Source organism: Enterobacter sp. BWH64 (assembly GCF_001037645.1).
Classification (GTDB): domain Bacteria; phylum Pseudomonadota; class Gammaproteobacteria; order Enterobacterales; family Enterobacteriaceae; genus Enterobacter; species Enterobacter hormaechei_C.
In genome coordinates this window covers 2,273,459-2,298,422 of sequence record NZ_KQ089922.1, presented here as the reverse complement: position 1 = coordinate 2,298,422, position 24,964 = coordinate 2,273,459, and the positions used below count along the sequence as shown (strand labels likewise).

29 protein-coding genes are annotated in these 24,964 nt (G+C 55.6%); 14 read left to right on the top strand and 15 right to left on the bottom strand.

Annotation, left to right across the window (positions count from 1 at the left end; translation table 11 throughout):
* Positions 1 to 14: 14 nt before the first annotated feature.
* From flgK to flgB, 10 genes are all read right to left on the bottom strand, one after another.
* Positions 15 to 1,655, bottom strand: coding sequence for a flagellar hook-associated protein FlgK (gene flgK, locus SK50_RS10940; protein WP_017384731.1), 1,641 nt, complete (start codon positions 1,653 to 1,655; stop codon positions 15 to 17).
* A 75-nt stretch (positions 1,656 to 1,730) separates the two neighbouring features.
* Entirely contained in the window at positions 1,731 to 2,684 is a 954-nt protein-coding gene (gene flgJ, locus SK50_RS10935; RefSeq protein WP_017384732.1) for a flagellar assembly peptidoglycan hydrolase FlgJ, read from the bottom strand.
* Positions 2,685 to 3,782 (bottom strand): flagellar basal body P-ring protein FlgI, encoded by a 1,098-nt coding sequence (locus SK50_RS10930; RefSeq protein ID WP_017384733.1) that lies wholly within the window; start codon positions 3,780 to 3,782, stop codon positions 2,685 to 2,687.
* 12 nt (positions 3,783 to 3,794) lie between these two features.
* Complete coding sequence (flgH, locus tag SK50_RS10925; RefSeq protein WP_003857987.1) at positions 3,795 to 4,493, bottom strand: flagellar basal body L-ring protein FlgH; 699 nt, start codon at positions 4,491 to 4,493, stop codon at positions 3,795 to 3,797.
* Between the two features lie 57 nt (positions 4,494 to 4,550).
* Entirely contained in the window at positions 4,551 to 5,333 is a 783-nt protein-coding gene (gene flgG, locus SK50_RS10920) for a flagellar basal-body rod protein FlgG (protein ID WP_000625853.1), read from the bottom strand.
* 11 nt (positions 5,334 to 5,344) lie between these two features.
* Positions 5,345 to 6,100: a flagellar basal body rod protein FlgF gene (locus SK50_RS10915; protein ID WP_003857990.1), complete on the bottom strand. Its 756-nt coding sequence runs from the start codon at positions 6,098 to 6,100 to the stop codon at positions 5,345 to 5,347.
* A 20-nt stretch (positions 6,101 to 6,120) separates the two neighbouring features.
* Complete coding sequence (flgE, locus tag SK50_RS10910; RefSeq protein ID WP_015570832.1) at positions 6,121 to 7,329, bottom strand: flagellar hook protein FlgE; 1,209 nt, start codon at positions 7,327 to 7,329, stop codon at positions 6,121 to 6,123.
* 26 nt (positions 7,330 to 7,355) lie between these two features.
* Positions 7,356 to 8,066, bottom strand: coding sequence for a flagellar hook assembly protein FlgD (gene flgD / locus SK50_RS10905; protein WP_003857994.1), 711 nt, complete (start codon positions 8,064 to 8,066; stop codon positions 7,356 to 7,358).
* A gap of 11 nt (positions 8,067 to 8,077) precedes the next feature.
* Complete coding sequence (flgC, locus tag SK50_RS10900) at positions 8,078 to 8,482, bottom strand: flagellar basal body rod protein FlgC (RefSeq protein ID WP_003857997.1); 405 nt, start codon at positions 8,480 to 8,482, stop codon at positions 8,078 to 8,080.
* Between the two features lie 3 nt (positions 8,483 to 8,485).
* A complete protein-coding gene (gene flgB, locus SK50_RS10895; protein ID WP_003857999.1) occupies positions 8,486 to 8,902 on the bottom strand; it encodes a flagellar basal body rod protein FlgB in 417 nt (138 codons plus the stop codon).
* A gap of 157 nt (positions 8,903 to 9,059) precedes the next feature.
* On the opposite strand from flgB, the gene flgA reads away from it, so the two are divergent.
* From flgA to flgN, 3 genes are all read left to right on the top strand, one after another.
* On the top strand, positions 9,060 to 9,719 hold the full coding sequence (gene flgA / locus SK50_RS10890) for a flagellar basal body P-ring formation chaperone FlgA (protein WP_045344268.1): 660 nt from the start codon (positions 9,060 to 9,062) through the stop codon (positions 9,717 to 9,719).
* Positions 9,720 to 9,812: 93 nt separating this feature from the next.
* Complete coding sequence (flgM, locus tag SK50_RS10885) at positions 9,813 to 10,106, top strand: flagellar biosynthesis anti-sigma factor FlgM (RefSeq protein WP_003858002.1); 294 nt, start codon at positions 9,813 to 9,815, stop codon at positions 10,104 to 10,106.
* Between the two features lie 4 nt (positions 10,107 to 10,110).
* Positions 10,111 to 10,536, top strand: a complete 426-nt coding sequence (gene flgN, locus SK50_RS10880; protein ID WP_003858003.1) for a flagella biosynthesis chaperone FlgN — start codon at positions 10,111 to 10,113, stop codon at positions 10,534 to 10,536.
* A gap of 59 nt (positions 10,537 to 10,595) precedes the next feature.
* On the opposite strand, the gene murJ is transcribed toward flgN, so the two are convergent.
* The 4 genes from murJ to rimJ form a co-directional block, all read right to left on the bottom strand.
* Positions 10,596 to 12,131, bottom strand: coding sequence for a murein biosynthesis integral membrane protein MurJ (gene murJ / locus SK50_RS10875; RefSeq protein ID WP_017384735.1), 1,536 nt, complete (start codon positions 12,129 to 12,131; stop codon positions 10,596 to 10,598).
* 129 nt (positions 12,132 to 12,260) lie between these two features.
* On the bottom strand, positions 12,261 to 13,184 hold the full coding sequence (locus tag SK50_RS10870) for a Gfo/Idh/MocA family protein (protein WP_045344099.1): 924 nt from the start codon (positions 13,182 to 13,184) through the stop codon (positions 12,261 to 12,263).
* Positions 13,185 to 13,186: 2 nt separating this feature from the next.
* Positions 13,187 to 13,837 (bottom strand): YceH family protein, encoded by a 651-nt coding sequence (locus SK50_RS10865; protein WP_045344096.1) that lies wholly within the window; start codon positions 13,835 to 13,837, stop codon positions 13,187 to 13,189.
* 9 nt (positions 13,838 to 13,846) lie between these two features.
* On the bottom strand, positions 13,847 to 14,431 hold the full coding sequence (gene rimJ, locus SK50_RS10860; protein WP_003858007.1) for a ribosomal protein S5-alanine N-acetyltransferase: 585 nt from the start codon (positions 14,429 to 14,431) through the stop codon (positions 13,847 to 13,849).
* Positions 14,432 to 14,667: 236 nt separating this feature from the next.
* Between rimJ and mdtH the strand changes: the two genes are divergently transcribed.
* The 9 genes from mdtH (at position 14,668) to SK50_RS10815 (ending at position 21,330) form a co-directional block, all read left to right on the top strand.
* Complete coding sequence (mdtH, locus tag SK50_RS10855) at positions 14,668 to 15,876, top strand: multidrug efflux MFS transporter MdtH (protein ID WP_003858008.1); 1,209 nt, start codon at positions 14,668 to 14,670, stop codon at positions 15,874 to 15,876.
* 99 nt (positions 15,877 to 15,975) lie between these two features.
* Entirely contained in the window at positions 15,976 to 16,536 is a 561-nt protein-coding gene (locus SK50_RS10850) for a lipoprotein (RefSeq protein WP_017384739.1), read from the top strand.
* A gap of 128 nt (positions 16,537 to 16,664) precedes the next feature.
* Positions 16,665 to 17,711 (top strand): dihydroorotase, encoded by a 1,047-nt coding sequence (gene pyrC, locus SK50_RS10845; RefSeq protein ID WP_017384740.1) that lies wholly within the window; start codon positions 16,665 to 16,667, stop codon positions 17,709 to 17,711.
* A gap of 74 nt (positions 17,712 to 17,785) precedes the next feature.
* Complete coding sequence (dinI, locus tag SK50_RS10840) at positions 17,786 to 18,031, top strand: DNA damage-inducible protein I (protein ID WP_017384741.1); 246 nt, start codon at positions 17,786 to 17,788, stop codon at positions 18,029 to 18,031.
* Positions 18,032 to 18,305: 274 nt separating this feature from the next.
* On the top strand, positions 18,306 to 18,560 hold the full coding sequence (gene bssS, locus SK50_RS10835; protein ID WP_015570838.1) for a biofilm formation regulator BssS: 255 nt from the start codon (positions 18,306 to 18,308) through the stop codon (positions 18,558 to 18,560).
* A 114-nt stretch (positions 18,561 to 18,674) separates the two neighbouring features.
* Positions 18,675 to 19,793: an N-methyl-L-tryptophan oxidase gene (gene solA / locus SK50_RS10830; protein WP_045344094.1), complete on the top strand. Its 1,119-nt coding sequence runs from the start codon at positions 18,675 to 18,677 to the stop codon at positions 19,791 to 19,793.
* 50 nt (positions 19,794 to 19,843) lie between these two features.
* A complete protein-coding gene (locus tag SK50_RS10825) occupies positions 19,844 to 19,957 on the top strand; it encodes a YceO family protein (RefSeq protein ID WP_003858014.1) in 114 nt (37 codons plus the stop codon).
* Between the two features lie 226 nt (positions 19,958 to 20,183).
* Entirely contained in the window at positions 20,184 to 20,750 is a 567-nt protein-coding gene (locus SK50_RS10820) for a cytochrome b (protein ID WP_017384743.1), read from the top strand.
* A 1-nt stretch (position 20,751) separates the two neighbouring features.
* Positions 20,752 to 21,330, top strand: a complete 579-nt coding sequence (locus tag SK50_RS10815; RefSeq protein ID WP_017384744.1) for a YceI family protein — start codon at positions 20,752 to 20,754, stop codon at positions 21,328 to 21,330.
* Positions 21,331 to 21,368: 38 nt separating this feature from the next.
* Here the strand turns inward: SK50_RS10815 and SK50_RS10810 are convergent, their stop codons facing one another.
* Positions 21,369 to 22,418 carry an oxygen-dependent tRNA uridine(34) hydroxylase TrhO gene (locus tag SK50_RS10810; RefSeq protein WP_015570841.1) on the bottom strand — a complete coding sequence of 350 codons (1,050 nt, stop codon included), beginning with the start codon at positions 22,416 to 22,418 and terminating at the stop codon, positions 21,369 to 21,371.
* Between the two features lie 218 nt (positions 22,419 to 22,636).
* On the opposite strand from SK50_RS10810, the gene SK50_RS10805 reads away from it, so the two are divergent.
* Positions 22,637 to 23,563 (top strand): Kdo(2)-lipid IV(A) acyltransferase, encoded by a 927-nt coding sequence (locus tag SK50_RS10805; RefSeq protein WP_003858019.1) that lies wholly within the window; start codon positions 22,637 to 22,639, stop codon positions 23,561 to 23,563.
* 141 nt (positions 23,564 to 23,704) lie between these two features.
* Positions 23,705 to 24,940, top strand: a complete 1,236-nt coding sequence (mdtG, locus tag SK50_RS10800) for a multidrug efflux MFS transporter MdtG (RefSeq protein ID WP_017384746.1) — start codon at positions 23,705 to 23,707, stop codon at positions 24,938 to 24,940.
* The last annotated feature ends 24 nt before the right edge of the window (positions 24,941 to 24,964 follow it).

Sequence of the window (24,964 nt, the reverse complement as noted above, 5' to 3'; positions counted from 1 at the left end):
TTTATGCCTCAGCCTTAGCGGATATTGATCAATGCATCAAACAGCGTGCTCGCCGTTTGCAGCACCTGCGCATTCGCCAGATAGTACTGCTGATAGCGTTGCAGGTTGCCATACTCTTCATCCAGGTTAACCCCGGAGATTGACTGCTGTTGTTTGGTCAGCTGCGTCACCACGTTAACTTTGGTTTCGCTGCTGGTTTTCAGCGACGCCGTGGTGCTGCCCACCGTACTGACCAGCGCGGCATAAGCATCGTTAAAGGTTTTGTTCCCTCCCACCAATTTGGCGCTCTGTAAATCCAGCAGCTTCTGGCCATTGGTATTGTCGCTTTCACCGCTTCCTTTCGCGGAGGCCATCGCCAGTTTGGATTCGTCGCTGATCGCTACGTCCATATTGACAATGACGTCATTCACCGGTTTGACGATGAAACTGTCTTTATTATCGGCTGAGCCGCTAATCTTAACGTTGAGACCATCAAACGACAGATTACCGCTGGCGTCAGGCTTGGCCGTGAAGCTGGTGTTGTCCGACAGACGCGTGATTGTCCAGTCAGTACCGTTGTACTCGACTTTATAGTTTGTCGCCTGGACCTTTGTACTGTCCGTCATCGTGGCCGTAACGGACGCGCTTCCGGTGTTTTTACCGTTACTCAGCACTGCCGGCGAGCCAAAATCAAACAGCTTGCCGCCTGCATCCCCGTTGGCATCAAAGCCAGCCTGGTGCTGGGTATTCATGGCATCCGCAAACGCCAGCGCCATCTGGTTAAGGGTGTTTCGCGCCTGATCCAGATCCTGAGAACGGAACGTTAACAGCCCCCCAAGCGACCCCGTGGTGATCTGTTTTTCTGAGATCTCCACGTTGCCCGCTGCGGTATCCACATACGCAATTGTTGTACGCGCTGGGTCCGCACTGGATTTCACCGCCGCCAGCTGGCTGGCGTTGCTGCCCTGTACCAGGGTGTAACCGTTGGCGATAGAGATGTTGTAGGTGCCGCTGTCCTGTACGGTGACGTCCACACCGACAATCTTGTTCAGTTCACTCACCAGCTGATCGCGCTGATCGAGCAGTTCATTCGGGGATGCGCCCGCACCGACGCCAGTCAGCCGGGAGATCTGATCGTTAAGATTGGCAATCTGTTTCGCGTAGTTATTGATCTGATCGACGCTGGTAGAAATCGCCGTATTGACCTGCGCATCCTGATCGCGGAGATATTGATCGTTGGTTTTAAACTGGTTTACCAGACCATCCGCCTTCCCGAGTACCGTCTGGCGAGCAGCCGGATCTTCTGCGTTACTCACCAGCGTTTGCAGGCTTTTAAAGAAATCCTGGAGGTTGGCAGAAAGCGAGTTCGTGGTATCAGAAAGCACGTCGTCAATTTTTGACATCTGCTGGTAGCGCGTGGTCAGCCCACTGCTCTGGTTCTGCGCCGCGCGCAGCTGGTTGGTGATAAACGCATCATATTCACGCTGAACACCGGAGACATAGACCCCGTTACCCACCCAGCCACCGCCGGTCAGGGTGCTGTTTGATGCCCCCAGAATGGTGGTCTGGCGGGTATAACCTGCCACGTTGTAGCTTGAAATATTATTACTGACGGTATTGAGTGCCGACTGCGCAGCACTGAGGCCACTCATGGCGCTGTTAATCAAACTGGACATGGGGGTTCCTTTTATACGTTCAGACACGAGTCCTGATGAAGGTTATCGGCAACCTCCACCGGGACTTGAGAACTTTCAGAACAGATTTTCGAGATCTGTGCTATACGCTTTGCTGACCTTCTCAGACATGGATTTCAGCTGCTGGATCATGCTGGTCAGCTTGCGCGCATAGTTTGGATCGGTCGCGTAGCCAGCATTCTGCAATGCCTGAGCGCCCTGCTCTGGCGTGGCGGCCTGGGTCACGGCGGTGTAGCGCGGATTCCGGCTCAGCAGCCCGACATAATCCGACAACGCTTCCAGATACGAGCTGTAGACGCGGAATTTGGCTTTCACCTTCACTGCCGCACCGTTCTCATATTCGGTGGTAGTGATCTCGGTGGTCGGCCCCTTCCAGCTGGAGGTGGCCTTCACGCCAAAGATGTTGAAGCTCGGCTCACCGTTCTCCCTGCGGATCTGACGTTGCCCCCAGCCCGACTCCAGCGCCGCCTGCGCCAGAATCAGATGGTGCGGCACGCCGCTCTCTTCACTGGCAAGACGCGCCGGCAGGGAGAGCTGCGCCAGGAAGTCTTTGCTGTCGCCGGAGAGCGGCTCGTCACGCGTTTCTGCCGGCTTCGGCATCGCCTTACGCACCATCTGCGTCAGCGCCTGATTTTGATAACTGGTCACCTTTTCCAGATCAAACTTCAGCGGCACCTGCGGCGGGGCCTCTTCAGGCGGGAGCCCCTGAGCGGCTGCGGTCTGCTTCACGATCATGTCCGCCAGGCCGAGCCCCTTTCCGGCGGTCATTTGCTGGGCAATCTGCTGATCGTACATGCTGGTGTAAAGCCGCGTGGAATCGCTGCTAAACATGCCATCTTTCGGCAGGGTTTCACGCATGCTTTTCAACATCATTTGTACGAACATGCCTTCCACCTGACGGGCAACCGGGCGGATATTCGCCGCCGGATCCTTGCCCGCTTTGGTTTTCAGCTCGTTGAGCGACTGGGCATCCCAGGCGGCACTGGTCAACAGTTTGCTATCGGTCAGCATTTAGATGATTTCCAGTCTGGCGCGCAGGCAGCCTGCACTTTGCATGGATTGCAGAATGGACATCAGATCCATTGGCGTTGCACCCAGCGCATTCAGAGCACGCACCACGCTGTTCAGGTTGGCGCTGGAGCGCACGCTCTGCAACGAACCGCCGCTCTGTCGTAAATCAATCTGCGTTTGCGGGGTCACTACCGTCTGACCGCCACCAAACGGGGTATCCGGCTGGCTGACGTTGGCCGAGCGGTTAACCGTGACGGAGAGATTGCCCTGCGCCACGGCGCAGCTGTCCAGCGTCACTTCGCGGTTCATCACCACCGAGCCGGTACGGGAGTTGATAATGACTTTCGCATCCTGCACCGGCACGTTCACTTCCATATTCTGGATATCGGCCAGCAACCGCACCTGGTTGCTGCTGCCGGTTGACGTGCGGATCTGCACGGTACGGGCATCCAGCGCGGTGGCGCTGCCGTAGCCCCGGCTGCGGTTGATGGTGTCAGCGATCTGCTGCGCCATCGTAAAGTCTTCGTTATTCAGTTGCAGGTTAATGGTGTTGCCGGTGCCGAACTGGGTCGGCAGCTCACGTTCGATGATCGCGCCGTTGGTAATACGTCCCCCGTTCAGCTGGTTCACCTGCACGCTGCTGCCGCCCGCCGACGCGCCTGCTCCGCCAACCAGAATGTTGCCCTGCGCCAGAGCATACACCTGGCTGTCGACGCCTTTCAGCGGCGTCATCAGCAACGTACCGCCGCGCAGGCTTTTGGCGTTACCCATCGACGAGACAACCACGTCGATGGTCTGCCCCTGACGCGCAAAGGCCGGATAAGACGCGGTCACCATCACGGCCGCCACGTTTTTCAGCTGCATGTTGGTCCCGGCCGGTACGGTAATACCGAGCTGCGAGAGCATATTGTTCAGGCTCTGGGTGGTGAACGGCGTCTGGGTCGTCTGGTCACCCGTCCCATCCAGCCCCACCACCAGGCCGTAGCCAATCAGCGAGTTTTCGCGCACGCCCTGCACGCTGGTGAGATCGCGTATGCGATCGGCCTGCGCAACGGTAGCGACCAGCGACAGCGCCACGGCGAAGAGAAATTTATACATAGGTCACCTCGCTTACATCGGCGATAAGTTAAGGAAGAAGCGTTGCAGCCAGCCCATATTTTGCGCTTCGTTAATGTAGCCGTTGCCGACGTACTCAATGCGCGCATCCGCCACCTGGGTGGACGGTACGGTGTTGGTGCCGCTGATAGTGCGAGGGTTAACCACACCGGAGAAGCGAATGAATTCCGTACCCTGGTTAATGGCGATCTGTTTTTCGCCCACCACGTGCAGGTTGCCGTTCACCAGAACCTGGTCAACCGTAACCGTCAGCGTTCCGCTGAAGGTGTTGCTGGCGTTCGCACCACCTTTACCGTTAAAGGTGTTGCCGCCGGAGGCTTCCACATCCGCACGGGCGTTGCCGAACAGCCCTTGCAGATAGCGCGGCACGGTGTCGAAGCCAAAATTGGTTTTGCCGTCGCGGCTGGCGTTCGCCGACGAGCTCTTACTCGCACTGACGTTTTCCTGCAACACAATGGTCAGCGTATCGCCAACGTTACGCGGACGACGGTCTTCAAACAGCGGCTGATAACCGTAGTTAATCGGCTGCGCGGTCTGGAAAATAGAGCCGTTCACCACCGGCGCGGGGCCGGGAACGGGTTGGGCGGTAGTCGCACCCTGTACCAATGGTTTAGACGGGATCCAGGCACACCCGCTGAGGGTGACGGCCAGAACAGTCAGGATCGGATAACGAAACGCCGCGTTTTTTTGCATTGCCTTCATCTTCGAAAACAGGGAGCCGGTGCGACGTTTACCGCACCGGGCTACACCTTAGAGTTGCGTCAGTTTTTGCAGCATCTGGTCGGTCGTCGACACTGCTTTACTGTTAATTTCATAGGCGCGCTGGACCTGGATCATATTCACCAGCTCTTCCGCCACGTTAACGTTCGAGGTTTCCACATACCCCTGATACAGCAGCCCCGCCCCGTTCAGGCCCGGGGTACTTTCATTTGGCGTGCCGGAAGACTGCGTTTCGGTGTAGAGGTTCTCGCCGATGCTTTCCAGTCCGGTATCGTTCATGAAGGTGGTCAGGTTGAGCTGTCCAACCTGGACCGGCGCGGCCTGACCTTGCTGAGTGACGCTGACGATGCCGTCACGACCAATGGTGATACTCAGCGCGTTCGCCGGGATGGTGATCGCAGGCTGAACCTGGAAACCTCCCGCCGTCACCAGCTGACCATTCTGATCCACCTGGAACGAACCATCGCGGGTATAGGCGGAGGTCCCGTCAGGCAGCTGCACCTGGAAGAAACCCTGACCTTTAATGGCAACGTCTTTACTGTTGTTGGTCTGGGACAGGTTGCCCTGGCTGTGCAGACGCTCGGTGGCGACCGGGCGCACGCCGGTACCAATTTGCAGACCGGACGGCAGCGTGGTTTGCTCAGAAGACTGCGCCCCTGGCTGACGAATCGTTTGATAAAGCAAATCTTCGAAAACCGCACGCTGGCGCTTGAAACCATTGGTGCTGACGTTTGCCAGGTTGTTGGCAATCACATCCATATTGGTTTGCTGTGCGTCCAGACCGGTTTTCGCGATCCATAAAGAACTGATCATAGGGAGTCCTGTTAACTCATAGCCAGAAGTTGGTTAGCCTTGCCTGCGTTTTCATCGACGCTGCTGATGATTTTCATCTGCATTTCGAAGCGGCGGGCGCTGGCGATCATGTCGGTCATGGCTTCCACCGGTTTGACGTTACTGCCTTCCAGCACGCCGGACATCACGCGGATGGTCGGGTCGGCCTGTAACGTGGCGCCACGCGTGGCCTGCGCCGCCTGGGTCAGACGGAACATCCCGTCATCGCCACGCTGTACTTCGTTGCCTTCCGCTTTCACCAGCTTCAGACGACCGACAGGCGCAACGGTGTTCGCCGGGTCGCCCGGGTTTAACGCCGAGATCGTCCCGTCTGCCGCAATGGTCAGCTCTGACCCTTCCGGCACCGTCAACGGACCGGCTTCGCCCATAACCGGATGCCCCTGAATCGTCAGCTGCCCGGTGGCGCTCACCTGGATATTACCGTTGCGGGTATACCCTTCCCCGCCGTCAGCCGTTTGCACCGCCAGCCAGCCGTCCTGCTGAAGGGCAACGTCCAGCGGACGCGCGGTGTAATCCATCTGGCCTGGCGTCATGTCGGCGCCCGGCGTGGAGGCGGTGACCAGCGTACGCGTGGGCAATGACAGCCCTTCTACCGGCACCGCACGCAGCGCGTTGAGCTGCGCACGAAAACCTGGCGTGGAAGCGTTCGCAAGGTTGCTGGCGGTAACAGCCTGCTGATTGAGCGTCTGGCTTGCTGCGCCCATCGCTGTATATATTGCGTGATCCATTGCGCTTTCCCGTCAGCTGCTTAACGCAGGTTAACCAGCGTGTTGAGGATCTGATCCTGGGTTTTGATGGTCTGCGCGTTGGACTGGTAGTTACGTTGCGCGACGATCATGTTCACCAGCTCTTTACTCAGATCGACGTTGGAGGCTTCCAGCGCACCGTTAGTCAGCGTGCCGAAGTTACCGGAACCCGCGGTTCCCAGCAGGGCAACCCCGGAAGACTGCGTGGCAGACCAGACGTTATCCCCTTCGGATTTCAGGCCTTCGTTGTTGGCGAAGTTTGCCAGTACGATCTGGCCCAGCACCTGGGTCTGTTCGTTCGAATAGTTACCGACAACGGTACCGTCATCGTTGATCTGGTAGCTCACCAGATCGCCCGGCTTATAGCCGTTCTGGCTCGTCGCCACGATGTTGTTCGCACCGGTGTTTTGCTGCATGGAGTTGGCGAAGCTCATGTCAAACGTGGCTGGCGTCGCGCCCGGAACGGTGCCCGTTGTGATCTTGATATCATCGCCACCCGTCAGCACACCACTCTCGTTAAAGGTCAGCGTGGTTGCCAGTTTCGCTGCATCTCCCGCTACGCTGCCGTCCTGCGAATACACTTTCCAGGAGTTAGCTGGCGTCTCGTTTTTGACATAAAACAGGTTCATGTTGTGCGCATTACCCTGGCTGTCAAACACCGTCACGGTGCCTTTCTTGTTGTAAGAGTCAGGGTTGGACGGATCGAAGGCGACGGTTGGCGCGGTATCGGTGGAGTTCAGGTTGATCTGCTGAGAGGCAGTGGTGGTGGACTTCGCCGCCATCAGCGTCGTTGGGATGGAGATCGCCTGCGGATTCGCACCGGTTTGCACCGTAGGCGGTGTGCCGGCAACCGGATAACCGGTTAACTGAAGCCCCTGCATGTTCACCAGGTTACGGTTTTCATCCAGCTTGAACTGGCCGTTGCGGCTGTAGAACACGGAACCGTTGGCATCCACCATACGGAAGAAACCGTTCTGGCTGATGGCGACGTCCAGACCGCGACCGGTGTTGGTGGTCGTCCCGTCGGTGAAGTCCTGGGTGATACCCGCCACCTTCACGCCCAGACCCACTTTAGAGCCTGCAAACATATCTGCAAAAGACGCAGAACCGGATTTAAAACCATAGGTCGCGGAGTTGGCGATGTTGTTGCCAATGACGTCCAGGTTGGTGGCCGCAGCATTCAGGCCGCTGACCGCTTGAGAAAAGGCCATGACTTACTCCTGATAAGTATTAAGGCTTAGATAATCTGCCGAACTTCGTCGAGTGTGGTGGTACCGGAGGTACCCAAATCCAGTTTGTTGCCATCGCTACCCTTGATGACGCCCTGAACCAGGGCAAACTGTAGCGGCTGAGCCACCAGCTGAGTGGTGCCGTTGCTGGCGCTAATCGCAACCTGATACGAGCCGTTAGGCGCTTTAGTGCCGTCGGTCAGGCTGCCATCCCAGGTAAAGGTATGAACGCCCGCTTTAAGCTCGCCAATCTCAATCGTGCGCACCACGTTGCCGCTGGCGTCTTTGATTGTGGCGGTGACTTTGTCGGCCGGCTGCTGCAATTCAACGCCAAACGGCGTCGTGGTGGTGGTGGAGGTGCCATCGGTAGTGCTGGTGCCCGCCAGAATCGTGGTCCCCGGGATCATCACCCCGTGACCGATCAGGTTGGCGGCCTGCAAGGACTGGCTGTTATCGATTTGACCGGAGACCGAGCCGAGCGTAGTGTTCAGTTTCTCAATGCCGCTGACGGTACTGATCTGCGCAAGCTGCGTGGTCAGTTCGTTGTTCTGCATCGGATTGGTCGGGTCCTGATTTTTCAGTTGTGCCACCAGCAGGGTCAGAAAGCTGCTCTGTAAATCGGAGGCATTGCTCCCGGTGAGAGAGCTGGAACCGGTCGCACTGCTGGTGCTGTTGACGCCGGTATTTGTCGGGTCATTCACGTTTACGGCGATGGACATGCGTGTCTCCTTTACTGGCCGAGAGTGAGTGTTTTGAGCATCATGCTCTTCACGGTATTAAGCACTTCGACGTTTGCCTGGTAGCTACGCGACGCGGACATGGAGTTCACCATCTCCCCGACCACATCCACGTTCGGCATTTTCACGTAGCCGCTGGCATCCGCGAGCGGGTTGCCAGGCTCGTAAACCAGCTTGTCGGGCGCCTGGCTCTCAACCACGTCCGCCACTTTTACGCCGCCCGTTGCCGCACCCGGTGCAGCATCAACCTGGAAGACAACCTGTTTAGCGCGATACGGTTGCCCGTCAGGGCCGGTCACGCTGTCGGCGTTGGCCAGGTTACTGGCGGCCACGTTCAGTCGTTTGGACTGCGCCGTTAATGCCGAACCGGCGATATCAAAAATATTCAGCAAGGCCATTTACTAATTGCCCCCCTGTAGGACGGTCATCATGCCTTTAATTTGCCCGCCGAGTAGCGTCAGACCTGTCTGGTATTGCAGGCTGTTATCGGCAAACTGTGTGCGCTCCCGGTCCATGTCGACGGTGTTACCATCAAGTGAGGGCTGATCGGGAATACGGTAAAGCAGGTCGGTCGTTGGCGCGGTCATCGCCTGAGCGGGAATATGACGTGAGGATGTCAGGGCCAGTGAGACACCCGTTCCTTCGGCACGTCCACGCTCCATCACTTTTTTGAGTTCACTGGAAAAATCAATATCGCGCGCCTGATACCCGGGGGTATCCGCGTTGGCGATATTGGCGGCTAAAATCTCCTGCCGCTGGGCGCGTAAATTGAGCGCTTCCTGCTGAAAACGTAACGCGGCGTCGAGTTTATCGAGCATGTCTCCTCCGCTGATGAGAAAATTTCAGTTCACAGCTTAAATCTCACCCCGTCTCCCCTATCGACGGAATAAGCGCAAAATGCGTCGCTATTTGTTGCGTTGATGGAAAACCACTGCGGGTAGAATTTGCTAAATTCTGGACATGGTGGAACGTGCGATGCGGACTTTTAAACGTGGCCTGGCGGCGGCCCTACTGCTTTTAAGCCCTCTGGTGCAGGCTGAGGGGTTAGAGGACCAGCTCAATGCATTCTTTGCGCAGAAGCTGGCCGGTTTCAGCGATGACGTACGCGTGACCGTGCGCACCCCGCCTAACCTTTACCCTTCCTGCGAAGCCCCGTCATTTAGCGTGACCGGCAGCACCCGCTTATGGGGCAACGTGAACGTGCTGGCGCGTTGCGCCAACGAAAAACGCTATTTACAGGTCGCGGTTCAGGCGACGGGCAATTATGTTGTCGCCGCCGTTCCCATTCCCCGGGGCAGCCTGCTGCAACCTGACAGCGTAACGCTGAAGCGAGGCCGTCTGGATCAGCTTCCACCGCGGACGATGCTGGATATCAACCAGGCTCAGGAGGCGGTCAGCCTGCGCGATGTCGCTCCTGGACAGGCGATACAGCTATCCATGCTGCGCCAGGCGTGGCGGGTGAAAGCGGGACAACAGGTGATGGTGGTCGCCAATGGCGAAGGCTTTAGTATCAACAGTGAAGGAAAAGCGCTGAATAATGCCGCAGTGGCGCAAAATGCCCGGGTCAGAATGTCCTCAGGCCAGGTGGTCAGCGGCACGGTCGGTCCTGATGGGAATATTCTGATTAACCTGTAATCTTTTTAAAGATTTCGCGGCGACTGCCGATAAATATTCAACAAATGATGATGTCAGGCGCAAACGCCGCGAACCCTCAATGAGGACAACACTATGAGCATTGATCGTACATCAGCCCTGAAGCCGGTTAGCACTGTACAACCTCGCGAAACGAATGAGGCTGCCCCGCAAAAAACGCGTCTGGAAAAAACGTCGACGGCTAACAGCACCAGCGTCACGCTGAGCGATGCGCAGTCGAAGCTGATGCAGCCAGGCAGCAGCGATATCAATATGGAACGTGTTGAAGCGCTGAAAACGGCTATCCGTAACGGCGAACTGAAAATGGATACCAGCAAAATCGCTGATGCGCTGATTCAGGACGCACAGAGTTTCCTCCAGAGTAACTAACCGTATGAGTCGACTGTCAGAAATACTGGATCAGATGACGGTGGTCCTGAACGACCTGAAAACGGTGATGGATGCAGAACAGCACCACCTCTCTTCTGGTCAAATCAACGGCAGCGCGTTGCAACGCATAACTGAAGATAAAAGCTCGCTGCTGGCGACCCTGGATTATCTGGAAAAACAGCGACGCGCTGAGCAAGACGCGAAACGCAGCGCCAATGATGAGATCAACGAACGCTGGCAGACCATTACAGAAAAAACCCAGCATCTTCGCGATCTCAACCAGCATAACGGCTGGCTGCTGGAAGGACAGATTATCCGTAATCAGCAGGCGCTTGAAGTGTTAAAGCCCTATAAAGAGCCGGGGCTGTACGGTGCGGATGGTCAGACGGCCACGGCACGTATCACGGGTGGGAAAAAGATTTCGATTTGACGCAGTAGCGGCACGTCATGAAGCGGGGAGCACCTTCTGGTGAACTCCCCTTTTGGCGTTTATACCGTGCGGCGGGTGAACTCTTTCACTTTGAAGCCAAGCACCGCCAGCGTGGCAAAGTACGCCACCACACCGACCACCACCACGGCCATCAGACGCATCAGGCGGTAAGGCATGGTGCCCTGCGCCCACTCAGGCATGACATACAACATGCCAACCAGCGCGGCCGCCATCACCACCACCGCAATCGCCAGACGCAGCAGGAAGCTTGCCCAGCCCGGCTGCGGTGTGAAGATATCCTGCTTGCGCAGCTGCCAGTACAGCAGCCCGGCGTTCAGACAGGCCGCCAGACCAATCGACAATGACAGCCCCGCGTGTTTCAGCGGTCCAATAAACGCCAGGTTCATCAGCTGCGTCATGATCAGCGTCACAATGGCAATCTTAACCGGCGTTTTGATGTCCTGACGTGAATAGAAACCGGGCGCAAGCACCTTCACGACAATCAGCCCCATCAGCCCCACCGAGTAGGCTACGAGCGCACGCTGGGTCATAGCGGCATCAAAGGCGGTGAACTTTCCATACTGGAACAACGACACCGTCAGCGGTTTCGCCAGGATCCCCAGCGCCACCGCGCTTGGCAGCGCCAGCAGAAAACAGAGACGCAGGCCCCAGTCCATCAGGCGGCAGTATTCATCGTGGTTGCCGCTGGCGAAACTTTTCGACAGCGAAGGCAGCAGAATAGTCCCCAGCGCCACGCCCAGCACCCCGGATGGAAACTCCATCAGACGATCGGCGTAGTACATCCAGGACACCGAGCCCGACACCAGGAAAGAGGCGAAGATGGTATTGATGATCAGCGAGATCTGGCTAACGGACACGCCGAGTATCGCCGGTCCCATCTGTTTGATAACGCGCATTGCGCCCGCATCTTTGAAATTAATGCGCGGCAGAACCAGCATGCCGATTTTTTTCAGGTGCGGAAGCTGGTAAGCAAGCTGTAACACGCCGCCGACGGTCACGGCCCAGGCCAGCGCCAGCACCGGTGGGTTAAAATGCGGCGCGGCGAACAGCGCAAAGCCAATCATGCTGACGTTAAGGAACGTGGGGGCAAAGGCCGGAACGGAGAAGCGGTTCCAGGTATTCAGGATGGCACCCACCAGCGACGCCAGCGAAATCAGCAGAATATAGGGGAAGGTTATACGCAGCAGTTGGGTGGTCAGGGCAAATTTATCCGCCGTGTCAGCAAAACCCGGCGCCGTCACCATGATCACCCAGGGCGCTGCCAGCATCCCCAGGACGGTCACGATCGCCAGCGCCAGCGTCAGTAATCCGGAAACGTAGGCCACAAAGACGCGGGTGGCATCTTCGCCCTGTTTGCTTTTATATTCTGCGAGGATCGGAACAAATGCCTGTGAAAAGGCCCCTTCGGCAAAAATACGGCGCAGCAGGTTTGGCAGCTTAAAAGCGACGAAAAAGGCGTCAGTCGCCATCCCGGCGCCAAAAACCCTTGCCACAATGGCATCGCGCGCAAAGCCAAGCACGCGGGAAAACATGGTCATCGAGCTGACGGCCGCCAGCGATTTTAATAAGTTCATTAACGTGAAGTTCCACAACCCTACGGATTTCCAGGACGGATAAGCGTTAGCGCCACCCGGCAAAGCCAACAAGCGGCGCTTAGTCTAACCGGATTTCAACGAATTACTATCGGCAGATGTTACAACGCGTTATTCCGACATGGCTTCGCGCCAGAGTCGTTCCACAATGCGCTGCGCCAGAATAGCCTGCTCCCCGGACGTTTCAGGAACCGTCTGATTCTGCACGCAGGTGATGAAGTGACGCGCGCAGCCCACGAAGCCACGCTGCTCCAGGGTGCTTTGCCAGCCGGGAACCGGTAACGCGACCACGCCATTGCCCTTCTCTTCCCGCCACTCTCGCATATCGGTGACGTCATACAGCGCGCCATCCGTAACGGCCTGCACGGACTCGCGCTGGCTGCCCGCCCGACGATGCATGCTGGTCGTCACCTGCAAATGCTCAACGGCAAAATGATGTTCGGCGTAAACCATCTCACCCTGCTCGTTAGTCAGCAGCGTGCCGCTTTGCAGCTGGGCTTTTCCGTTACTCAGCCAAAGGGCCGTATCCACGACGTGGAGATAATCATCCAGCAGCGTGAAGCGCAGGTCGTTCGGCCCCACGCTGTCGGTACGGTGCTTATCCATACGCAGAGAGGCGAACGAGCCGGACTGCGCTTTAAGCTGCTGATAGAGCGGTGCAAAACGGCGGTTGAAGCCGACCATCAGCGTCAACTTTTTACGCGCGGCCAGCTCAATCAGTCGTTCAGCATCCTGTACATTTTCCGCCAGGGGTTTATCCACGCAGACGTGAACGCCTGCGTTAAGCAACTCGCTCACCACCTGATAGTGCGTCGCGGTTGAGGTATGCACAAATACCGCATCACATTCACGGGCTAAATCCTGTAGCGAACCGGCATAAGGGATGCGCCAGGTTTTGCAGATGCGCTCAGTTTTCTCGCGGGTGGGCGACCACGCCCCTTGCAGCGTCCAGTCGGACGCGGCGCCTAAAACGGGCAGCCAGGCTTTTTGCGCAATTCCTCCCAGCCCCACAACACCAATGCGTAATGTTGTCACGATTAATCTCCCAGATGTGCGAGTAACGCATCCAGACGCTGCTTCAGCCCGGCAACCTCGTCTTCCAGGGCTGCCACGCGCGCGGTCAGGCTGTCGTTTGATGCTGGCGTATCAGATTCGACGGCCAGCGCAGAGGCCTCCACGTCGCCGCTAAACAGGTGCATGTAGCGGCTTTCACGCTTGCCCGGCTCGCGGGGCAGACGCACCACGTAAGGACCGTCCTCGCGTGATGCCAGCCCCTCCAGCGTCTGTTCAACGTCCTGCATATCACGAAATTCATGCATGCGAGAGGCGCGCGTGCGCAGTTCCCCCGGCGTCTGCGCCCCGCGCAGCAGCAGCGTGGTGATCACCGCCACTTCCGCAGCGCTGAGTTTTAAATCGCCAAATTCGGAATTACAAAAGCGCTGTTCATATTTAGTGACGCGATTACCGAAGCCGCTGACGGTGCGCAGGTAGTGGCGCTTCACCAGCTCGTCAAGGGTATCCTGCACCTCGTGCTCGCCAAGGCTCATCACCGGCTCACGGTTCGTCTTCTGGTTGCAGGCCATCGTGACGGCATTCACGGACAGAGGATACTGTTCCGGCGTGGTGACCTGCTTTTCCAGAAGGCAGCCGACCACGCGCGCTTCGGCGCCATTTAACTGATATTTCATTTTTTCTCCTTAACGACCCGCGGTCCACTCCTGGGTGGTGAGCGCGGTGAGCACATGGTCCCGCCACTCGCCGTCAATCAGCAGATAATCTTTGGCATAGCCCTCTTTCTCAAACCCCAGGCGGGCCAGCAGATCGCCGCTGCGCTTATTGTGCGGCATGTAGTTGGCCATAATGCGATGGATATGTTGCGTGCGCTGCATGTAGCGAATCGCCGCCGTCAGCGCCTCAAACATGAGCCCCTGCCCCTGCCATTTCTGACCGATGGAATACCCGAGGTAACAGGCGTGAAACGACCCGCGTACCACGTTTGAAAAATTGGCAATGCCAACGATCTCTTTCTCTTCCGGATCGAGAAGCGCGAAATAAAACGCACTTCCCTGTTTATGAAATTCCGCAATCATACTGAGGCGCGCCTGCCAGCCAGAGGGGTAGCAGTGGCTCTCGTCCCGAACGGGTTCCCAGGGTTTTAAAAACTGGCGATTCTCGGCGTAATAATCCGCCAGACGCCAGGCATCACGCTCATGCACCAGACGAACGACCAGCCTGTCCGTCGTCAGACGCACTTTTGGCACATTACTGCGATAGCCAAACATCGTTACCACTCCTTCCCGTCGCTTCTGCTCTGCCTGTTAGCTTTACTATACCTGCGCCTGTGCCTTCTGTGAAAACAGTGACATACCATTTTGATCGCTTTTCACATTTTTCGATGAGAACTCTCTATCAAAGCACCTTTTTGATAAAAAAATATTGTCGCCAGCGGGTATGGGAAAAAGCCCGGCGACACCGCAGAATGTTAGCGTGCTCACCTTTTATTTTCCCTGGAGGGAAAATGTCCCGCGTATCACAGGCCAGGAGCCTGGGTAAATATTTCCTGCTCGTCGATAACATGCTGGTCGTGCTCGGCTTTTTTGTCGTTTTTCCGCTTATATCGATTCGTTTTGTCGATCAAATGGGCTGGGCGGCATTGATGGTCGGGATCGCGCTGGGTCTACGCCAGTTTGTACAACAGGGTCTGGGCGTGTTTGGCGGCGCAATAGCCGACCGCTTCGGCGCGAAACCGATGATCGTCACCGGCATGCTGTTACGTGCGGCGGGATTCGCCACCATGGCAATCGCTCATGAACCCTGGCTGCTGTGGTTCTCCTGTTTCCTTTCCGGGATTGGCGGCACCCTTTTCGACCCACCGCGTACCGCGCTGGTGGTTAAGCTTATCCGTCCGCAACACCGGGGGCGCTTCTTTTCGATTTTGATGATGCAGGACAGCGCTGGCGCGGTGGTGGGCGCCCTGCTGGGAAGCTGGCTGCTGCAATACGATTTCCGCCTGGTCTGCGCCACCGGCGCGGTGTTGTTTATTCTCTGCGCGCTGTTTAACGGTCTGTTTCTGCCCGCGTGGAAGCTGTCGACGGTGAAGGCGCCTGTGCGGGAAGGGCTTGACCGCGTGCTGAGCGATAAACGCTTCGTCACCTATGTGTTAACCCTGACCGGCTACTACATGCTCGCCGTGCAGGTCATGCTGATGCTGCCCATTATGGTTAACGATATTGCCGGCACGCCGGCAGCGGTGAAATGGATGTATGCCATTGAGGCCTGCCTCTCTCTGACGCTGCTCTATCCGATTGCCCGCTGGAGCGAGCGCCGTTTCCGGCTTGAGCACCGTCTGATGGCCGGGCTGTTGCTGATGACGCTGAGCATGATGCCCATCGGCCTGGTGAGTTCTCTTCAGCAACTGTTTATGCTCATCTGCACCTTCTATATTGGCTCAATCATTGCCGAGCCAGCCCGTGAAACGCTGAGCGCGTCACTTGCCGACGCCCGGGCCCGAGGCAGCTACATGGGCTTCAGCCGTCTCGGGCTGGCGCTTGGCGGCGCACTGGGTTACACCGGTGGCGGCTGGCTGTTTGATGCCGGAAAAGCGCTCCATCAGCCGGAGCTGCCGTGGGTCATGCTCGGCATGGTCGGCTTTATGACGCTGATTGCCCTCTGGTGGCAGTTCAGTGATAAACGCAGCACCCGCGGGATGCTGGAGCCTGGCGCCTGACCCTCTTTCACTATCAGTTTTTTCTGCTGGTTTCTGTTGGATCACCCTGACATACTGGCGTATCAGGACAGATGCGCCGATTTTATGTTGAGGAACGCCATGAAAAAGATCGTTATTGCCGCTGCGTTAATTGTCAGTGGTCTGCTGGTGGGATGTAACCAGCTTACGCAGTACACCGTCAGTGAGCAGGAAATTAATCAGGCGCTGGAAAAACATAATAACTTTTCAAAAGATATCGGCGTGCCCGGCCTTGCGGATGCGCATATCGTCCTGACGAATCTCGCCAGCCAGATTGGGCGCGAGGAGCCTAACAAAGTCACCCTTTCCGGCGATGCCAGCCTCGATATGACCTCGCTCTTCGGCAATCAGAAAGCGGATATCAAGCTGAAGCTCAAGGCGCTGCCGGTCTTTAATAAAGAGAAAGGGGCAATTTTCCTGCAAGAGATGGAAATCGTCGATGCGGTTGTGACGCCGGAAAAAATGAAACCGGTGCTGCAAACGCTGATGCCGTATCTCAACCAGTCGTTGCAGAACTACTTTAACCAACAGCCTGCCTATGTTCTGAGCGAAGACAAGAGCAAAGGCGAATCTCTGGCGAAAAAATATGCCAAAGGGATAGAGGTGAAACCGGGTGAAATCATCATCCCTTTCACCGACTAAACACTCCGGGCGCTCAGGCGCCCGTTTTTTTTAACGGAATAGTGTGCAAACGAAAACGTTTCCGCTTATGATTTGTGTCCGGCAAAAACAGCCCTCTTATGACTGATCTCTTTCAAGCCGGAGCTTCCATGACTGTACAATCCCAGGTTCTCAAAATCCGCCGCCCAGACGACTGGCATATCCATCTTCGTGATGGCGACATGCTGAAAACCGTCGTGCCGTATACCAGCGAAATTTATGGCCGTGCGATTGTTATGCCTAACCTGGTTCCGCCAGTCACTACCGTCGAGGCCGCGATTGCCTATCGCCAGCGTATCCTTGACGCCGTTCCGGCCGGACACGATTTTACCCCATTGATGACCTGCTATCTGACGGACTCGCTGGATCCGAATGAAGTTGAGCGCGGGTTTAACGAAGGTGTATTCACCGCCGCGAAGCTCTACCCGGCGAATGCCACCACCAACTCCAGCCATGGGGTGACCAGCATTGACGCCATCATGCCCGTTCTGGAGCGTATGCAAAAACTGGGCATGCCGCTGCTGGTGCACGGGGAAGTGACCCACGCTGACATTGATATTTTCGATCGCGAAGCACGTTTTATCGAAACGGTCATGGAGCCGCTGCGCCAGCGTCTTCCTGGGCTGAAAGTGGTGTTTGAACACATTACGACTAAAGATGCCGCAGAGTATGTCCGGGATGGAAACGAGCTGATTGCCGCCACCATCACCCCTCAGCACCTGATGTTTAACCGTAACCACATGCTGGTGGGCGGCGTTCGCCCACATCTGTATTGTCTGCCGATCCTCAAGCGCAACATCCACCAGCAGGCGCTACGTGAGCTGGTCGCCAGCGGCTTTCCACGCGCGTTCCTCGGCACGGATTCCGCCCCGCATGCCCGTCACCGTAAAGAGGCGAGCTGCGGCTGTGCAGGCTGCTTTAACGCCCCGACCGCCCTGGCAAGTTACGCAACCGTGTTTGAAGAGATGAATGCGTTAGACCATTTCGAAGCCTTCTGCTCCCTTAACGGCCCGCGTTTCTACGGTCTGCCGGTTAATGACACGTTCATTGAGCTGGAGCGCAAAGAAAGCCAGGTTGAAGCGTCGATTGCGCTCACCGACGATACGCTGATCCCCTTCCTGGCCGGTGAAACCGTAAACTGGACGGTAAAACGCTAAAAAAATCGCGCCCCCTGTTGTCAAAGCGACAATATAACTGTATAAATAAACAGTATATTACACAGGGGGCATTTATGCGTATCGAAGTCACCATTGCCAAATCCACCGTCCTGCCTGCTGGCGCACTCGACGCTCTGGCGGGTGAACTATCCCGACGTATTAGCAGCACTTTTCCTGAAAACGATGGCGCCGTAACGGTACGTTATGCGACAGCAAACCATCTTTCCGTCATCGGCGGCGCGAAAGAAGACAAAGAACGCATCAGCGAAATTTTGCAGGAAACATGGGAAAGCGCCGACGACTGGTTCATCACTGATTAAAATTTGCTCCCTCATTGTGTTTTTTTGCCGGGTCGCCCCGGCTTTTTTTCGTTTCGTCTCCTGAAAGTTCAAAATATTTCAGCATCTTCTTAGAAAATCGTGAACAAGATGGCGTTTTATTGTTCGAACAATCCTAAAAAGCATAAAAATGTGTTGCTACCCGTTTATTTTTTCCTTCTGAACCCTTATTAATTGATATACTGAAATTGCTTTCAGAAAAACATGCATTGAACCTCAAAGTCGTTGTCTTCTAACACGCATTAAGGGGGTTATAATGGAAAAGAATAGTGAAGTCATCCAGACCCATCCGCTTGTTGGCTGGGATATCAGCACCGTAGACAGCTACGATGCGCTGATGCTGCGTTTGCACTACCAGACCCCAAATCAGCAAAACCGTGATGAAGCGGAAGTTGGACAGACGCTGTGGCTTACAACAGACGTCGCCCGTCAGTTTATCTCTATTTTAGAAGCAGGCATCGCAAAAATAGAATCTGGCGACTATCAGGAAAATGAGTATAAACGGCATTGACCTTATGCCCCTTTTCACTCAACAGGCACCCTCGCGGTGCCTTATTTATTTCGCTCTTGTATAAGCCCGCTTAGTTAATTACTCTGCTAACAAAGCGTTAGTAAAGAGAAGCCTATGAAATACGATTTAATCATTATCGGAAGCGGCTCCGTAGGATCTGCCGCCGGTTATTACGCCACGCAGGCGGGTCTGAAAGTGCTGATGATTGACGCCCACCTTCCCCCCCACTCTGAAGGAAGCCATCACGGCGATACCCGTCTGATCCGTCACGCTTACGGTGAAGGTGAACGTTATGTACCGCTGGTGCTTCGGGCTCAGACGCTGTGGGATGAGCTGGCCACACTCACCGAAGATCGCATTTTTGAGCGCACCGGGATCGTTAACCTGGGGCCAGCCAGCTCCACGTTTCTGGCGACCGTCGAGGAGAGCGCGAAAGCCTACCGCCTGGACGTCGAGCGTCTGGATGCAAACGGCATCATGGCGCGCTGGCCGGAAATTTCTGTTCCTGAAGACTACATTGGATTGTTTGAAGCCAATTCCGGGGTACTGCACAGCGAAACGGCCATTAAGACCTGGATTGATCTCGCCGCCAAAGCGGGCTGCGCACAGTTGTTCAACTGTCCGGTCACGGGCATCACCCACCATGCAGAGGGTTCAACCGTCACCACCTCTGAAGGTGAATATACCGCCACGCGTCTGCTGGTGAGTGCGGGAACGTGGGTGACGAAACTGCTGCCGGACCTGCCCATCCAGCCGGTGCGAAAAGTCTTCTCCTGGTTCCAGTCTGACGGGCGTTACAGCAGCCAGAACAAATTCCCGGCGTTTACAGGCGAGTTACCCAATGGCGACCAGTTCTACGGTTTCCCCTCGGAAAAAGACGCGCTCAAGATTGGCAAACATAACGGCGGACAGGTAATTTCCTCTGCGGAAGAACGCAAGCCTTACGGTGCTTATCCGCAGGATGGTTCCGAAGCCTTCACATTCCTGCGTAATATCCTGCCGGGCGTAGGCGGGTTGCTTTACGGCGCAGCGTGCACCTACGACAACACCCCGGATGAAGATTTTATCATCGACACCCTGCCGGGACACGATAACACCCTGCTCGTAACCGGGCTCAGCGGTCACGGGTTTAAATTTGCCTCTGTGTTAGGTGAAATCGCCGCCCAGTTTGCGCAGGGGATCGCGCCTTCGTTTGATCTCAAGCCCTTCGCGCTCTCGCGCTTTAACCGATAATACCTCTACAGGCTCCGAATAACCGGGGCCTGTTTAGCGAGAGGGGCATGATGCGCAGACTGGTGAATTACCTTATCAATAACATCCGCGAGCATTTCATGCTCTACATTGTTCTTTGGTCGCTGCTGGCGATCATTGACGTTATCTATATTGTATTCTTCTGAAAATTCACGCTGACGTTTATTGACACTCCTTTAAATTTATTTAACTTATATTTTTTAAAAAACGTCACCTCAAATTTATTGAACGAAGCGATTGAAATACATTGCGGAAACACATTCAAATTCGCTGAAATAAATTAAATAAAAAACATTATTCATTTTTTTCAGTTGCATTATTTATTTAACCCGTCCATTTTTATTGCTCAGTCATTTGAGAACGGAAATTCATATGCAATGGCGTAACTCCTCCCGTCGCTACGGAATAATATCCATGTGTTTACACTGGCTTTTTGCACTTGCCGTCTATGCCATGTTTGGTCTTGGCCTCTGGATGGTGACATTAAGCTATTATGACGGTTGGTATCATCAGGCCCCCGAATTGCACAAAAGCATTGGGGTTCTGCTGATGATGGGTCTGGTTTTTCGCGTGATCTGGCGACATATCTCTCCGCCACCTCCAGCGCCCAAAAGCCATGGCCGACTTACCCGCATAAGCGCTGTTGGCGCGCATATCGCACTCTATGCCCTGCTTTTCGCCATTCTGATCAGCGGCTATCTCATTTCCACCGCAGACGGTAAACCGATCAGCGTGTTTGGGCTTTTTGACGTCCCAGCCACGCTGGCTGACGCCGGTTCCCAGGCTGACACCGCAGGTGTGGTTCATCTGTGGCTGGCATGGAGCGTAGTAATCCTTTCTGTCCTGCATGGCCTTGCGGCCCTGAAACACCACTTTATTGATAAAGACGATACGCTGAAGCGCATGCTTGGCCGTTCGTCAGTTGACTCTGGAGCATAAAATGAAAAAACGCCTGTTGGGTATCGCATTAGGTTCGCTGCTATTTACCACCGGTTCGGCCATTGCCGCCGACTATAAAATTGATAAAGAGGGCCAGCATGCCTTCGTCAATTTCCGTATTCAGCATCTGGGTTACAGCTGGTTATATGGCACGTTCAATGATTTCGATGGCACATTTACTTTCGACGAGAAAAACCCTGCTGCCGATAAAGTGAACGTCACCATTAATACTAACAGCGTCGACACTAATCACGCCGAGCGTGATAAACATCTGCGCAGTGCTGAATTCCTGAACGTGGGCAAATTCCCGCAAGCTACTTTCGCGTCGACAGAGGTGAAGAAAGACGGTGATAAGCTCGCTATTACCGGGAATCTGACGCTGAACGGCGTAACAAAACCGGTCACACTGGATGCGAAATTAATTGGACAGGGCGACGATCCATGGGGCGGAAAACGTGCTGGCTTTGAAGCCGCAGGCAAAATTCATCTGAAAGATTTTAATATCACCACGGATTTAGGCCCGGCATCGCAGGATGTAGAGCTGATTATTTCGGTGGAAGGCGTTCAGCAGAAGTCATAAAACAGGCCCGGCAGGCTTTCGCGCCGCCGGGCAGTGTTTTACTCCGGGTCCGGAATACCCAGTTTGGTATTCAGTCGGCCCCGGGATTTATTAAAGATCTTATTCCCGTTCTCGCGTCCGGCACGGCGACGACGTTGCTCTTCTTCAGGCAAGATACTCTCTTCACTGCACAGCTCGCTACAGCAGCCATTAAACTTCTCGGCACATGCAGGGCACTGAATAAACAGCAGATGACATCCGTCGTTTTTGCAGTTGGTATGCGTATCGCACGGCGTACCGCACTGGTGGCAGTGCGCGATCACGTCCTCTGAAATTCGCTCGCCCATACGCTCGTCAAACACAAAGTTCTTACCGATAAAACGCACCGGTAAACCCTGCTCACGGGCGCGACGGGCATACTCAATGATCCCACCCTCAATGTGCCAGACTTTATTAAACCCGTTGTGCTTCATCCAGGCGCTGGCTTTTTCACAGCGGATCCCCCCGGTGCAGTACATAACGATCTTTTTGTCTTTATGCTCCTGCATCATCTCAACGGCTTTTGGCAGTTGCTCGCGGAAGGTGTCGGCAGGAATTTCCATCGCATTCTCGAAGTGCCCCACTTCATATTCGTAGTGGTTACGCATATCAATGAACACCGCATCCGGATCGTCGAGCATCGCGTTCACTTCAGCGGCCTTCAGGTACTCCCCCACATTAGCGGCATTGAAGCTCGGATCGTCAATGCCATCCGCCACAATACGCTCGCGCACCTTCATGCGCAGCACCCAGAATGATTTACCGTCATCATCCAGCGCAATGTTCAGGCGTAAGCCGTTAAGCGCCGGATCAAACCCGTAAAGGAGGTCGCGGAAGGCGCTGACCTTGCTTTCCGGCACGCTGATCTGCGCGTTAATCCCCTCACGCGCCAGATAGACGCGACCAAACACGTTCAGGGCGGTAAAAGCCTGGTAAAGCGCATCGCGGGTCGCCTGGGGATCATCAATGGTGAAATACTTATAGAAAGAGATCGTTGTGCGCGGTTCGGTTTCGGCCAACATACGCGCTTTCAACATCTCATTCGAAACGCGGTTGTGTAACACTGGCATGGTGTACAAGTCCTGCAATCGTTGAGAATTAAAAATCGGTCGGCATGATATAGCAAACAAAGACAATTTACATCCACACAATTTACGCTACATTTCAGTCAACCTGATAAATCAGACTTAACATTTGCATATTCTTTCATGTTTCGATGACAGACATTTTGGCTATGCCTTAAAAAATGAGACAATATCCTTTCAGGACGTTAGAACACAGGACAGACATGACCCAGTTACCGAAATTTACTGCCGCGCTTTTGCATCCCCGCTATTGGTTAACATGGTCAGGCATTGGCTTGTTGTGGCTAATTGTACAGTTGCCTTATCCCGTCATTTTCCGCATGGGTAAAGGACTGGGCCGCATTGCTCAGCAGTTTATGAAGCGTCGCGCCAGGATCGCGTATCGTAACCTTGAACTTTGTTTTCCTCAGATGAGTGAATCTGAGCGCCACGACATGGTGGTTAAAAACTTCGAATCTGTCGGCATGGGGCTGATGGAGACCGGTATGGCCTGGTTCTGGTCGGATAAACGCATGGCGCGCTGGACGGAAGTGGCCGGGACCGGCATGGAGCCGGTGCATACTCTTCAGGCCAACCAGACTGGCGTCCTGCTGATTGGCGTTCATTTCCTGACGCTCGAAATTGGCGCGCGGATGTTCGGCATGCAGGCCCCGGGTATTGGCGTTTATCGTCCTAACGATAATCCGGTGATCGATTTGATCCAGACCAACGGACGCATGCGCTCCAATAAAAGCATGATCGATCGCAAAGACCTGAAAGGGATGATCCGCGCCCTGAAATCAGGTGAAGTGGTCTGGTATGCCCCGGATCATGACTATGGCCCGCAATCCAGCGTGTTTGTCCCGTTCTTTGCGGTGGAAGATGCCGCGACGACCACCGGGACCTGGATGCTGGCGCGGATGTCCAAAGCGGCTATCGTGCCGTTTGTACCGCGCCGTAAACCAGACGGTTCAGGCTATCAGCTCATCATGCTGGAGCCGGAACTCGCGCCACCGCTGATTGATGCAGAAACCACCGCCCGCTGGATGAACGGCGTTGTCGAGAAATGCATTATGCTCGCGCCGGAGCAGTACATGTGGCTGCATCGCCGCTTTAAAACCCGGCCTCAGGGCGTCCCTTCCCGGTATTAACCTGCGTGCGGCCTTCCGGGCCGCATGTTGTTTTAGCTTTAAAAGCTCCCCGTCATTGCGGCAATCATACCCCGGGCGCATAATTAGCAGGCTTATTACCTCACTGTTCACGGTGCCCTGCGCCTCATTATGCGGATAGTTATGTCCCCCACAGATGCTCCCATAAACTGGAAACGTAACCTGACGGTTGCGTGGCTGGGTTGTTTTCTTACTGGCGCCGCCTTTAGCCTGGTGATGCCCTTCCTGCCCCTCTACGTTGAACAGCTCGGCGTCACCGGACATAGCGCCCTGAATATGTGGTCCGGCCTGGTGTTCAGCATTACGTTCCTGTTCTCCGCCATTGCGTCGCCTTTCTGGGGTGGGCTGGCGGATCGCAAAGGCCGCAAAATTATGCTGCTGCGCTCCGCGCTCGGCATGGCGATCATTATGCTGCTGATGGGGGTGGCGCAGAATGTCTGGCAGTTCCTGATACTACGCGCGCTTCTGGGCCTGCTCGGGGGATTTATCCCTAACGCCAACGCCCTGATCGCCACCCAAATCCCGCGCCAGAAAAGCGGCTGGGCGTTGGGCACGCTATCCACTGGCGGCGTAAGCGGCGCACTGCTGGGCCCACTGGCGGGCGGGCTGCTGGCCGACCACTACGGACTGCGGCCGGTATTCTTCATTACCGCCAGCGTGCTGTTCCTCTGCTTCCTGGTGACGCTTATCTGTATCCGCGAGAATTTCACGCCCGTGGCCAAAAAAGAGATGCTGCACGCCCGGGATGTGCTGGCCTCGCTGAAAAACCCAAAGCTGGTGCTGAGCCTGTTTGTAACCACCATGATTATCCAGGTGGCCACCGGTTCAATCGCGCCTATACTGACGCTCTACGTACGCGACCTGGCGGGAAACGTCAGCAATATCGCCTTTATCAGCGGCCTAATCGCCTCTGTTCCCGGCGTGGCGGCGCTACTGAGCGCGCCGAGGCTCGGCAAGCTGGGAGACCGTATCGGCCCGGAAAAGATCCTGATCTGCGCCCTGATCGTCTCCGTCCTGCTGCTGATCCCCATGGCGTTGGTGCAGTCTCCGTGGCAGCTCGGCGTCCTGCGCTTCCTGCTGGGGGCTGCGGATGGTGCGCTACTCCCGGCTGTACAGACGCTGCTGGTCTATAACTCCACCAACCAGATAGCCGGTCGTATTTTCAGTTATAACCAGTCGTTTCGCGATCTGGGTAACGTCACCGGACCGCTGGTTGGCGCGGGGATTTCGGCCAGCTTCGGTTTCCGGGCGGTCTTTATCGTGACGGCAGGCGTCGTGCTGTTCAACGCCGTTTATTCGTGGCTCAGCTTATCCCGGGCGCTACGCCCGGCGCGAATAAGACAACATCGTGACGGCTAATTTTCGCATTCATACTTGCAAAAT

Bases quoted from the DNA above. Each gene is read 5' to 3' on its own strand.
- flgM (WP_003858002.1), top strand. From the start codon at position 9,813: ATGAGCATTGATCGTACATCAGCCCTGAAGCCGGTTAGCACTGTACAA.
- SK50_RS10820 (WP_017384743.1), top strand. From the start codon at position 20,184: ATGCAATGGCGTAACTCCTCCCGTCGCTACGGAATAATATCCATGTGT.
- flgA (WP_045344268.1), top strand. From the start codon at position 9,060: ATGCGGACTTTTAAACGTGGCCTGGCGGCGGCCCTACTGCTTTTAAGC.
- SK50_RS10810 (WP_015570841.1), bottom strand. From the start codon at position 22,418: ATGCCAGTGTTACACAACCGCGTTTCGAATGAGATGTTGAAAGCGCGT.
- flgD (WP_003857994.1), bottom strand. From the start codon at position 8,066: ATGTCCATCGCCGTAAACGTGAATGACCCGACAAATACCGGCGTCAAC.
- flgC (WP_003857997.1), bottom strand. From the start codon at position 8,482: ATGGCCTTGCTGAATATTTTTGATATCGCCGGTTCGGCATTAACGGCG.
- bssS (WP_015570838.1), top strand. From the start codon at position 18,306: ATGGAAAAGAATAGTGAAGTCATCCAGACCCATCCGCTTGTTGGCTGG.
- pyrC (WP_017384740.1), top strand. From the start codon at position 16,665: ATGACTGTACAATCCCAGGTTCTCAAAATCCGCCGCCCAGACGACTGG.
- SK50_RS10850 (WP_017384739.1), top strand. From the start codon at position 15,976: ATGAAAAAGATCGTTATTGCCGCTGCGTTAATTGTCAGTGGTCTGCTG.
- flgB (WP_003857999.1), bottom strand. From the start codon at position 8,902: ATGCTCGATAAACTCGACGCCGCGTTACGTTTTCAGCAGGAAGCGCTC.
- SK50_RS10815 (WP_017384744.1), top strand. From the start codon at position 20,752: ATGAAAAAACGCCTGTTGGGTATCGCATTAGGTTCGCTGCTATTTACC.
- rimJ (WP_003858007.1), bottom strand. From the start codon at position 14,431: ATGTTTGGCTATCGCAGTAATGTGCCAAAAGTGCGTCTGACGACGGAC.
- SK50_RS10805 (WP_003858019.1), top strand. From the start codon at position 22,637: ATGACCCAGTTACCGAAATTTACTGCCGCGCTTTTGCATCCCCGCTAT.
- flgJ (WP_017384732.1), bottom strand. From the start codon at position 2,684: ATGCTGACCGATAGCAAACTGTTGACCAGTGCCGCCTGGGATGCCCAG.
- flgN (WP_003858003.1), top strand. From the start codon at position 10,111: ATGAGTCGACTGTCAGAAATACTGGATCAGATGACGGTGGTCCTGAAC.
- murJ (WP_017384735.1), bottom strand. From the start codon at position 12,131: ATGAACTTATTAAAATCGCTGGCGGCCGTCAGCTCGATGACCATGTTT.
- flgH (WP_003857987.1), bottom strand. From the start codon at position 4,493: ATGCAAAAAAACGCGGCGTTTCGTTATCCGATCCTGACTGTTCTGGCC.
- SK50_RS10825 (WP_003858014.1), top strand. From the start codon at position 19,844: ATGCGCAGACTGGTGAATTACCTTATCAATAACATCCGCGAGCATTTC.
- SK50_RS10865 (WP_045344096.1), bottom strand. From the start codon at position 13,837: ATGAAATATCAGTTAAATGGCGCCGAAGCGCGCGTGGTCGGCTGCCTT.
- flgG (WP_000625853.1), bottom strand. From the start codon at position 5,333: ATGATCAGTTCTTTATGGATCGCGAAAACCGGTCTGGACGCACAGCAA.
- dinI (WP_017384741.1), top strand. From the start codon at position 17,786: ATGCGTATCGAAGTCACCATTGCCAAATCCACCGTCCTGCCTGCTGGC.
- mdtG (WP_017384746.1), top strand. From the start codon at position 23,705: ATGTCCCCCACAGATGCTCCCATAAACTGGAAACGTAACCTGACGGTT.
- flgE (WP_015570832.1), bottom strand. From the start codon at position 7,329: ATGGCCTTTTCTCAAGCGGTCAGCGGCCTGAATGCTGCGGCCACCAAC.
- SK50_RS10915 (WP_003857990.1), bottom strand. From the start codon at position 6,100: ATGGATCACGCAATATATACAGCGATGGGCGCAGCAAGCCAGACGCTC.
- flgK (WP_017384731.1), bottom strand. From the start codon at position 1,655: ATGTCCAGTTTGATTAACAGCGCCATGAGTGGCCTCAGTGCTGCGCAG.
- mdtH (WP_003858008.1), top strand. From the start codon at position 14,668: ATGTCCCGCGTATCACAGGCCAGGAGCCTGGGTAAATATTTCCTGCTC.
- SK50_RS10930 (WP_017384733.1), bottom strand. From the start codon at position 3,782: ATGTATAAATTTCTCTTCGCCGTGGCGCTGTCGCTGGTCGCTACCGTT.
- solA (WP_045344094.1), top strand. From the start codon at position 18,675: ATGAAATACGATTTAATCATTATCGGAAGCGGCTCCGTAGGATCTGCC.